The organism is Pseudomonas sp. H9 (assembly GCF_004353925.1).
In the GTDB taxonomy this organism is placed as follows: domain Bacteria; phylum Pseudomonadota; class Gammaproteobacteria; order Pseudomonadales; family Pseudomonadaceae; genus Aquipseudomonas.
This window is the reverse complement of sequence record NZ_SMOK01000011.1, coordinates 94374-106059: the sequence shown is the minus strand read 5'-3', so window position 1 is coordinate 106059 and position 11686 is coordinate 94374. Positions and strand designations below refer to the sequence as shown.

The 11686-nt window shown below is 61.3% G+C and carries 3 protein-coding genes; 2 read left to right on the top strand and 1 reads right to left on the bottom strand.

The window, feature by feature from the left end:
• The first annotated feature begins 61 nt into the window (after positions 1-61).
• Together E1573_RS08525 and E1573_RS08520 are read left to right on the top strand one after the other, a co-directional pair.
• Positions 62-9574 carry a VCBS domain-containing protein gene (locus tag E1573_RS08525; protein WP_133212560.1) on the top strand — a complete coding sequence of 3171 codons (9513 nt, stop codon included), beginning with the start codon at positions 62-64 and terminating at the stop codon, positions 9572-9574.
• Between the two features lie 58 nt (positions 9575-9632).
• The gene (locus E1573_RS08520; RefSeq protein WP_133212558.1) at positions 9633-9917 is read left to right on the top strand and encodes a hypothetical protein; all 285 of its coding nucleotides are present in this window, start codon (positions 9633-9635) and stop codon (positions 9915-9917) included.
• Here E1573_RS08520 and E1573_RS08515 read toward each other — a convergent pair.
• Entirely contained in the window at positions 9911-11620 is a 1710-nt protein-coding gene (locus tag E1573_RS08515) for a response regulator (protein ID WP_165957308.1), read from the bottom strand. The two genes, E1573_RS08520 and E1573_RS08515, sit on opposite strands and share 7 nt — an antisense overlap.
• Positions 11621-11686: the final 66 nt, after the last annotated feature.

The window sequence follows — 11686 nt, the reverse complement described above, 5'->3', positions numbered from 1 at the left end:
CGCGCCACCACAGCCCTCCTACTTCCCCTGTGACAGAAAGCGCGTTCAAAAGGTGAGCAAAATGACTGACCACACACTTCCTCCTCGCGGCGCCCCCAAAGACGCCGCGCAGTCGGCCCAAGGCGCAGAAGCGGCCGCCGAGAACCTGCGCGCCCGCGAACATAACTTTGGCCACGATCCGCTGCCCGACGAACAATCTCCGTTGGGTTGGACTTCGCCACTGGAAGGTTCAAGGTTGGCCCCCATTGATCAGGGTGAGGCACACGGCCATGGCCCAGCCCACCAGAGCGGCCCACTGGCCGCCGGCCAGGGTGCATCCGCTGCGCTGCCTGTGAATACGGACACCGGCCCTGTGCCGGTCGAGGCTGCCGCCCCTGGCGCACCAGGCTTTTTTCGGGACGAAGCCAGCGGTCACTGGGTGCCGCCGGACTCACTGCGTGACATGCTGCTGGTTGACGCCGCGCGCTTGCATTTCACGCCGTCCGCCACGGCCATCACCGGTAGCGCCCGCGCCCATGGCGCAGGTAACGCCATCGGTATCAGCACCAGCGCAGCCAAGCCTGAGTATGTAGTGCCCACCCTGCAAGTGGTTGGCGATGAACTTGGAATCACCCTTGAAGACCGCGCGCTGGAGGCCAGTGGCCAGTTACTTGCCAGCGGCGGCCTGCCCGGTGCGGCGTTGATCTGGGAGGTGCAATCGCCGGACTCCCCGCTCGGGATGATGCGCGTGGACGGCCAGGGGCACTGGCACTACCAGCTCGACAACGCCAGCAGCGCCGTTCAATCACTGGCCGCGGGTCAGCAGGTGGTCGAGCAGTTCCTCGTGCGCATCAGCGACGGCGTCAATGTCCCGACCCATGCAGTGATTCGTGTCGTGGTGGTCGGCACCAACGACCAACCGCAAATCTGCGCCACCTCCGTGCTTGACGGTACGGTCAGTGAAGACCTGATCAATACCGTGTCTGGCACGCTGCAGGCCAGCGACGTCGACCAAGGGGCGCAATTGAGCTGGGCTGGCGACGCTCTGCAAGGGCTCTATGGTCACCTGGAGCTGGATAGCGCAAGCGGCAGTTGGCGCTATCACCTGAACAATGCCCTGCCCGCCGTTCAAGCTCTGGGCGTCGGCCAGTCACTGCAGGAAACCTTCAACGTACGCGTTACCGACGAACATGGCGCCAGTGCCATTAGCCAAATCACGATTACCCTCCAAGGCACCAATGACGTGCCGGTGATTAGCCAGGCCAGTGCGTTGCACGCCAGCGAAGATGGCGCCGTGGTCCACGGCCAGCTCAACGCCAGCGACGTCGATCAGGGCGACCGCCTGACGTTCGCCACCCAAGCCACCCTGCCCGGTTTCATCCTCAATGCCGATGGCAGTTACAGGTTTGACCCGAGCCAAGCTGACTTCCAGCACCTGGCCGAGGGGGCAACGCAGCAATGGAGCGTGCCAATTACCGTCAGCGACAACCACGGCGGCAGCGCGACCCTCGATTTGACCATTATCCTCACCGGCACCAACGATCTGCCGGTGATGAGCGTACTCACCCCGCGTGAAGTCCACGAGGGCGATGCGCCAATCAGTGCCATCGCCATGGCCAGCGATATAGACGACGGCGACGTGCTGACCTTCAGCAGCGCAAGCGTTGTCGAGGGTTTTAGCATCGACCCGGACGGCACCTACCACTTCGACCCGACAAACCCGGCTTATCAGCATTTGGCCGAGGGGGCCAGGCAGACGCTGACCATCACCCTGATCGTGACCGACAATCACGGTGCCAGCGCAACCCAAAACCTGATCATCACCCTGATTGGCACTAACCAAGGAGCAATCATCACCGGCGTTGACAGCGGCAGCGTCACTGAAGACCACATCAGCGCCGCTACCCGCTTGTTGGAAACCGCTGGCCGCTTGAGCATCAGCGATGTGGACGACAACCAATCCAGTTTCGTCGCCCATGACGCCGGCAATCCCCTGCAGGGCCGTTACGGCGCACTGACCCTCGATGCCGACGGAAACTGGCAGTACCACGCCGACAACGACCAGCTGGCTATCCAGCAACTGGCCCAGGGCAGCAGTGTCACCGACAGCTTCACCGTGACCAGTCTGGATGGCACCAGTCATCAGATAGTCATCACCCTGCACGGTATCAATGATGCCCCGCTGATCAGTGCAGTGTCGGTTATCGCGGGCGGCGTGATCGAAGATGCGCCGCTGCAGTTCACCAGCGGCCAACTGCTGGCCAGCGACATCGACCTCGGTGCCAGCCTGAGCTGGAGCCTGGGATCGACGCTTGGCCTCTACGGTACGCTTGCCATAGACGCGGCCAGCGGTGCCTGGATCTATCGCCTGGACAACGCCCTTGCCACCACTCAGTCGCTTGCGGCTGGGCAACAGGTAACGGAGCAGTTCGTTGCCACCGTCTCCGACGGTCTGGGCGGTACCGCTCAGCAATGGATCACCATCACCATCACCGGCAGCAACGACCTGCCGGTGATCAGTGGCAGCAACAGCGGCGCGGTCGTCGAAGACACGTTGCTGACGGCCAGCGGCACGCTGACAGCAAGCGATGTGGACACCGGCGACACCCTGGGCTGGTCGGTGGTCAACGGCAGTGGTGCTTACGGCACGCTGGTTATCGATGCCAGCAGCGGCCTGTGGACCTACAGCCTGGACAATGCCCGGGCGGCCACCCAGGCCCTGGCCGCCGGGCAACAAGCCGAGGAACGCTTTGTCGTACAAGCCATCGACTCATCCGGGCAGCCGGTCACGCACACCGTGACCATCAGCGTCAGCGGCACCAATGACCTGCCAATGATCAGCGGTACCCGCACTGGCACGGTCAGTGAGGATGCGCCAGTCAACAGCGTGAGTGGCACCCTGATCGCCAGCGATGTCGACCATGCCGACTTCAGCCGCTGGACCATCGACGGCAACGTCGCCGGCACCTACGGCGTTATCAGCCTCGACCCCAACAGTGGTCGCTGGGTCTATACCCTGGACAACAGCCTGCAGAGCACCAACAGCCTGCGCGCCGGGCAAACCGTCACCGAGACGTTTACGGTCCGCGCCACCGATCTGGCGGGAGGCTTCAGCACGCAAACACTCACGCTCACCATCATCGGCAGCAATGACCTGCCGGTGATCAGTGGCAGCAACAGCGGCGCGGTCGTCGAAGACACGCTGCTGACGGCCAGCGGCACGCTGACAGCAAGCGATGTGGACACCGGCGACACCCTGGGCTGGTCGGTGGTCAACGGCAGTGGTGCTTACGGCGCGCTGGTCATCGATGCCAGCAGCGGCCTGTGGACCTACAGCCTGGACAATGCTCGGGCGGCCACCCAGGCCCTGGCCGCCGGGCAACAAGCCGAGGAGCGCTTTGTCGTACAAGCCACCGATTCGTCCGGGCAGCCGGTAACGCACACCGTGACCATCAGCGTCAGCGGCACCAACGACCTGCCGGTGATCAGCGGCACCCGCACTGGCACGGTCAGTGAGGATGCGCCAGTCAACAGCGTGAGTGGCACCCTGGTCGCCAGCGATGTCGACCATGCCGACTTCGCCACGTGGGCAATCACTGGTAATGCCATTGGCAATTATGGTGCGATCAGCCTCGACCCCAGCAGTGGTCGCTGGGTCTACACCCTGGACAATAACCTGCAGAGCACTGACGGTTTGCTCGCCGGGCAAACTGTTACCGAGACGTTTACGGTCCGCGCCATCGACCGAGCGGGAGGCAGCAGCACCAGCTCGATTACCATTACTCTCGTCGGCAGCAACGATCTGCCGGTTATCAGCGGCACTACAACCGGCGCGGTGACTGAGGATGCGCCTCTTAACACAGCGCAGGGCGATCTGCTGGCGCACGATGTCGACCAGGGCGACAGCCTCGTCTGGTCGGTGGGTACATCCCTTGGCACTTACGGCTCGCTCAGCATCAACCCAGCGTCCGGGCATTGGGTCTACACCCTGGACAATACCCGCACGGCCACCAACGCGCTGCCCTCCGGCGCCAAGGTCTTTGACAGTTTTATCGTCCGCGCTACCGACAGCTCTGGCCAACCCGTCTCGCAGGTGGTCACCCTTCAGATCACTGGCAGTAACGACCTACCGGTCATCAGCGGCACCAAAACCGGCACGCTGACCGAAGACGCCAGTACCACCCAGATCAGCGCCACCCTGACAGCCACAGACCCAGACACCGGCGACACCTTGAAATGGGCTGAATCAGGCGACAACACCAGCGTGTACGGCAACTTTGCGTTCAACACCACGACCGGTAGGTGGACCTACACGCTGGACAGCACGCGCGAGGCCACTAACGCCTTGGCCAAAGGCGAAAAAGTCACCGAAGTGTTCCGGGTCTCGGCCACCGACTCTTCCGGTACGCCGGTGTCCTATACCATCACTATTACCATCAATGGCGCCAACGACCTGCCCGTGATCAGCGGCAGCCACACCGGTGAAGTGATCGAGGATGCGCTGGCCAACACCATTGGTGGCAGCCTCAGCCACAGTGACGTCGACCGTGGCGACAGTTTCAACTGGTCGCTGGACAGCGGCGCTGGCACCTACGGCACGCTGAGCTTCAACACCAGCACCGGCATCTGGCTCTACAGCCTGGACAACAGCCGCGCCAGCACCCAGGCGTTGGCCGAAGGCAAGCGACACGTTGAGCAGTTTACTGTTCGGGCCAAAGACAGCTCCGGCATTGCTGTGCTGCAGACCATCAGCATCGACGTGCTTGGCAGCAATGACAACCCGCGCATCAGCGGCACCGTTCAGGGCAGTGTGGTTGAAGATCGCAACTTGTATGCCAGTGGTTCACTGACGTTCAACGACATCGACAAGGGCGATACCTTGGGCAGTTGGAGCGTGTTGGCCCCACAAGGTGTGTACGGCACCCTCAGCATCAACCAGAACGGCGTGTGGAGCTATAACCTCGACCCGTTGCTGTCACAGTCAATCCGGGCCGGTGACACGCAGCTCGATACCTTCATTGTGCGCGTCAGCGACAACCATGGCGGTTATGCCGAACAACTGATCACCCTGCGCGTCGTTGGTAGTAACGACGGCCCGGCGATAGACCCCGGCTCCCCTGCCCTGAGCGGAAACGTGATCGAGGACAACGCCGGCTTCACCCAGTGTGAAGGCCACATCGCCAGTGGCGACCCAGACATCGGCGACGTACTGAGCTGGCGCATCTACAATGCGCTCGGCAGTGAGTATGACGGCCTCTACGGTAGCCTCAGCCTCGATCAGGACGGGCACTGGGTCTACACCCTGGACCACAGCAAAGCCGACGCGCTGGCCGAAGGTGCGCTCGCCACGGATGAGTTTCTCATCAGCGTCACTGACGCTGCCGGCGCACGCAGCAATGCCACAATCGTCGTGCGCATCACCGGCACCAACGACGGCCCGCACATTGGCGGTACCAGCACCGGTACCGTCACCGAAGACAGCGCCACTCGCACGGGCGGCCAGTTAAACCCTGGCGATGTCGACGTAGGCGACACCGCCACCTGGGAATACGTCGGCAATGAGGCGGGCCAATACGGCACCTTCACCCTCAACGCCAACGGCAGTTGGAGTTACCAGCTGGACGTCGGCACGGCGAAAGTCGATGCATTGGGCATCGGTGATACTGCGATCGAAACGTTCCGGGTCAAGGTGACTGACGGCCAGGGGGTGACCGACTTCAAAGACATCAGCGTCATCATCAAGGGGCAGAACGACGCACCACTGATCAAGGGCAACATCATCGGCACGGTGCAAGAAGACCAACTGACCAGCGTCACCGGCAAGCTGGTGGCCTACGACGCTGACACAGGTGACCACCCCACCTTTCAAAGCCACCATTACATCGGTGCCTACGGTGACCTGGTACTGGATGAAAACGGTAACTGGACCTACAGCCTGGACAATACCAGTGCCCGAGTACAGGCCCTTACACCGGACGACAAAATCACCGAGACGTTCGTTGTAGCTGCCGTCGATCAGCATGGCGCCAGGGTGTACCAAGAGGTCACCATCACCGTTTTCGGTACCAACGATGCGCCGGTAATCAGTGGCGTCACTGCCGACACCGTCATCCATCACGTGGCCGAAACAGCCAGTGGTCGTTTGGTAGGGGCCGACCTCGACCGCCTCGATTCTACATTCTGGAGCTTGCCCGAAGGCCAAGGTCGCTATGGCGAGCTGACCCTGGACGACTACGGCAACTGGACATACACACTCAACACCAGCGACCCGGACACCCAAGCGCTGAGAATCGGCGACCAGGCTATCGACAGTTTTCTGGTACAACTGACCGACAAGTACGGCGCCACCGTGTCCAGTTACATCAATATCACGGTAATCGGCACCCAGGACCGCCCACTACCGGGCCCCGGCGATGGCGATACCGTGCTCGACCCACTGGCCATTGCCGTGATCGAGGACAACCAGCCCAGCCTCAGCGGACAACTCGACAACCTGCCAGGCGGCGTTGCGTTCACCTGGACCATCACCCCCGGTGCAGATCCGTTCGGCACATTGGCCCTCGGAGCCGACGGCAGTTGGACCTACACCCTGCTCAACGATGCAGCCCATGTACAGGGGCTCAACCAAGGCCAGACGGTCGACGAGTACTTCGACGTGGTGGGTATTGGCGCCAACGGCCAACACGTGTACACCCGTGTCACCGTCAATATCACCGGTACCAATGATGAACCGACGATAGAGGGCGTGTTCAGCGACACCGTGGTCGAAGACCAGGACAGTCAAGCCAATGGTCACCTGTCTGTGAGGGATGCGGATATCAACGATACCCACCTCTGGACACTGCAGAACCCGGCAGGCGAACTGGGAACATTGTTCCTGGACGCCAATGGCGACTGGACCTACACCCTGGACAACAGCAAGGCCCAGTACCTCAACGTCGACGAGCACAAGGACGAGGTATTCACTGTCGTCGTTACCGATAGCCACGGTGCCACCGCGACGCATACCATCACCATTACCATTCACGGCACTGCAGACGGCCCGCGCATTGACCCGGTGGCCGTTGGCACCGCCATTCCCGGCGCCCAGGAGACCCTGGGTGGAAATGTTCCGGTGCAGGACGCGGACGCGGATGACACGGCCGCCTTTTCGCTGCTGTCCGATTCCCATGGGCGCTACGGCACGTTGAGCATCGATGCCGACGGCAACTGGAGCTACCTGCTCGACCCGAGCAGCACCAATGCCGCGCTCAAAGCACTTGCCCAGGGTATGCAAGCACAGGACATCTTCATCATCCAGGTACGCGACAGCACTGGCGCCCTGTGCGAGCAACAGATCACGGTCACGGTGCAAGGCATCAACGACACCCCTGTGCTCGCGGGCATTACCAGTGGCAGCGTCACCGACCGTAGCATGATCGTTGTTGCCGGGCGTGCGCTGGCCTCCGACCCTGACCAGAGCGACCTCGTCAATATCGCGCCCTATAACGAAACCGGGCGTTACGGGCAGTTCTCCATCGACGCCAATGGCAACTGGCGCTATATGCTCGACCGTTCACTGGAACATTACGACGAAGTGATGTCACTGAACCCCAACGAAAGCCTGAAGGAAACCTTCCGGATCGTCGCGACCGACAGCAACGGTGCCCAGGTGATGCGCGATGTCGTGGTCACCGTGAACGGTGCCAACTATTTGCCGGAGGTCGATGGCGATGTACTGGGCGTCATCAAGGAAGACGGCCCCAACACCATCCAGGGACAGTTGACCAGCACTGACATCGACCACAACGACACAACAGTCTGGTCCCCCATGTACGTTGCGGGTACTTATGGCCAATTCCAGATGAGCGCCGACGGAACCTGGCGTTATCAGCTCAAGGGCGATGCCCCTCAGGTTCAGGCGCTGCGTGAAGGCCAGGTGATGAGCGGCAACTTTATCGCCTATGGTGTCGACCACAACGGAGGTGAGGTGGTTCGTTCGATCACCATTCAGGTGGTCGGTACAGACGATCCGGCCATCATCACCGGTCAAGTGAGCGGCGAAGCCACAGAAGACAGTGACGTACTGGCCGGGCAGCTGCAAGTCACCGGAAAACTGCACATCAGCGATGTGGACACCGGTGAAGGTATCGTTGTCGCGCAGACTGTCGTCGGCCTCTACGGCACATTGAACCTGTTCAGCGACGGCAACTGGCGCTATCTTGCCGACAACACTCAGGCGGCCATCCAACAGCTCAGCGAAGGCGACAGCCTGTACGACGTGTTCAGCCTGAGCACCGTGGGCGGCACGGCCTATCAGATCAGCATTACCCTCAATGGCAGCAACGACCTTCCGCAGTTGGCCGCTATCACCGCACAGAACGCCAAAGAAGGCGACGGCCTGTTGGTCGGCCAATTGATCGGCAGCGACATCGACGCCAGTGACACACTGACCTTCAGCAGTAACACCGTTGCCGGCTTCACCCTCAGCAACGACGGCAGCTACAGTTTCGATCCCAACAATACTGCCTACCAGTACCTGGCAGCCGGGCAAACCCTGAAGCTGACCATTCCGATCACCGCCAATGACGGTCATGGCGGCACTGCCAGCCAGAATCTGGTGATCACCCTCACCGGCACCAACGACGTACCGCTGTTCAGCGCTATCGCCGAACGCTTCGCCACCGAAGGCGCGGCGCCGCTGACCGGGCAGTTGATTGCCAGCGACATCGACACCAGCGACAGCCTGACCTTCAGCACTGCCAGCAACATCGCGGGGTTCAACCTCAACGGCAATGGTAGTTACAGCTTCGACCCGAGCAACGCGGCCTATCAGTACCTGGCTCAGGACGAAACCTTGGTGCTGACCATTCCTGTCATCGTGAATGACGGCCATGGAGGCACAGCCTCGCAGAACCTGGTAATCACCCTCACCGGCACCAACGACCTGCCATTGTTCAGCGCCATCACCGAACAGGTCGTCAGCGAGGGCGGTGCCCCACTGATTGGCCAATTGAATGCCAGCGATGTCGATAGCAGTGACAGCCTGACCTTCAGTACCACTGCCAGCATCGCAGGCTTCTTCCTCGACAGTGACGGCCGTTATAGCTTCGACCCAGGCGACGACGCCTATCAGCACCTGGCCGAGGGTGAGAGCACGACCTTGACCATCCCCATCACCGTGTCCGACAACCAGGGTGGCAGTACTACTCAGGATCTGCTGATCACCCTGATGGGCAGCGAAACGGCAGGACGTATGGCTCTGTCGGAAGATCCACACACCCTGGAGTCGATGGCCATCGGCGAATCGTCGAGTGACTCAGCGTTATCACCCTACCTGGCGTTCACCACGTTTGAGGGAAGTGCTGGCAGTGAGCCCGCCGAGCACAACCCGGTACCGGCACACGACTACTTGCTCAGTGCCGGCCTGGACCCTGCGCAGCTGGACTTCGGTGCGCTGGCGTCGGCGCCGATCGAGCCGCCGGATATCGCCACGCCGTCATCCTTGGAACCTGACCCGGTGCATAACCCGGACCAGGCGCTTGCTGCCGCCATCGACGCCGGCATTGAGTTCGCCCAGATCGTCCCGGAACAGCACCACCCGCTCGCCAGTTGAGCGGCAACCTGACTTGCCGGGCGGATCGGCGCCCGGCCCCTAGTGGGAGCACTTACACATGACAAGCTATGGACCCATGCACCTGATGCGCCTGATACGCAGCTCTTCATTCAACGACGAACTGGCGGCCGAGCTACTGCGAGAGCTGAGCTACTTGGCTCCTACTGCCGAGTTGACCCTGCGTATACTCGATATTGCCGAGCACATGGACGACGACTCCAGATCGCTGGAGCAACTTTATCAGGCGCTGGCCAGCGGGCAGTTGATTGTCCGCCATGCCTCTGATGCGTTCGATGCCCATTGCGCCCCCCATGAACGCAGCGCAACCGGTGAACGTCATTGATCCGCTACGGCCAGTAGCACGACGATCTGCAACTGGGCCAGCGTCGGCCCAATCCCGGTGATGACTTCCAGCGAGCCATTCATCAGCAAGGCCAGTTGCTCGCAGCGGGACAGGTGCAGCGTCCTGGCTGAAGTGCTGCGCCACGCCGCCTCGGCCTGCGCTGTGTCCAACTCGGGTTCCAGGCACCACTGCAGTTCGTCTGCTGCAGTTTCCAGGGCCGTCACCCGCAGGGTCAGTGCCCCATAGTGATCGAAATGAATCAACAGGTCGTCGAGCATCTGCTGATAGCGCAGCGGGTCGACCCACACCTGACAGCGCTCAGGAACAGCGCCGACATCCAGGGTGTAGCGTGTGGTGCTGCGTTCATTGAAGGCATTCACCACGAACGCCGTCAATTGCAGCAGATCCACGCGCTCGACGGCCAGTTGCACATTCCGGTTCTCAAGTTGCAATACATCGAGCAGCAACTCCACGCGCTCAGTCATGTCATTCGTGGCGCGAATCGCTGCCTGACGGGCCCTGGGGGCGACCTTTTCCTCCAGCGCTGAACGCACCTGCGTCAACGCCTGCAGAAACAGCTGGCCAGCGTCTTGCAGGTAGCGCACACGGGTTCGACGAAGCGACTCACTCTTGCGCAGCCGATCATGAAGGGTGTTGAGTGCCTGATCCGCAGGCTGCACTTCTCGACTGGAGCCGATCATCGCGACCATGCGTTGCTGGCTGTCGCGGTAGGGCACGCCCCAGTAGCGCACTCGACGCTCATGACCGTGGAGGTGAATAACGATTTCACCCGTGAAAGGCTCCTCTCTGGTGTACGCCTCGCGGTACAGCGCGTCCACACGCTTACGTTCCTGAGCGCTGAGCACCTCACTGTCGAGCAAGCGTTTGCCGATAACCTGTTCACGGTCCACGCCATAAAGGTCGAGAAAGCACTGATTGGCTGCCAACAGTTGCCCCTGCGCATTGCGTAACGTAATAGGCTCGGGGGCACTGGAAAACGTTTGCATAAACGCGGCCCACGGCTCTTGCGCACCGAGGGGTGAATCACTCGGCTCTTTGGGCTCGGTCGATATAACCTGCAACAGGCCGTTGCGCCAGGCGATTTCCATCAACCCGGCCAACGAATCGGTTTTCAGTTTTTCCAGCAGCCGCGTCTTGTAAGTGCTGACCGTACGATTACTGATCGCCAGTTCGTCAGCAATCGACTTGTTGCTGCGACCGTTCACCAGATAGCGCAGCACCGTCACCTCACGCGGTGACAAGCGTTTAAGCAACTCGCGCTCTTCACCCTGACCGCTACCTGAAATGACGCCCGGCAGGCTCTCTGCCGGGAAGTAGCTGCGACCGTCAAGGACACTGGCCAGTGCGAGGGAAAGCGCGGCAAGGTCCTGCTCTTTACCAATAAACCCGGTGGCCCCCGCCTGCAGGCAGAGCGAGGCAAAATGCTCGTTGCTCTGGCTGGTCAATACCAGGACAGCCACACTGCTGCCGCGTTGACGCAGGCGCTGAATGACTTCCAGGCCTCCCAGTCGCGGCAGATCCAGGCCGAGCACGAGCAAATGTGGACGCAACGCCAGCGTTTCGTGCAAGGCACTGGCGCCATCGGCAAGTGCCGCCACAATCTGGTGGCCCTGCGACGCTAGAAACTGGCTCAGCGCATAGCGAATCAACGGATGGGGATCAGCGATGATGATGCGGCTCATGGCAGGCATCCAATGTGCGATGCATTGATCTTAGTCGCTGCACAAGACCCGTCGGTTCACCGCACG

Bases quoted from the DNA above. Each gene is read 5' to 3' on its own strand.
- E1573_RS08520 (WP_133212558.1), top strand. From the start codon at position 9,633: ATGACAAGCTATGGACCCATGCACCTGATGCGCCTGATACGCAGCTCT.
- E1573_RS08515 (WP_165957308.1), bottom strand. From the start codon at position 11,620: ATGAGCCGCATCATCATCGCTGATCCCCATCCGTTGATTCGCTATGCG.
- E1573_RS08525 (WP_133212560.1), top strand. From the start codon at position 62: ATGACTGACCACACACTTCCTCCTCGCGGCGCCCCCAAAGACGCCGCG.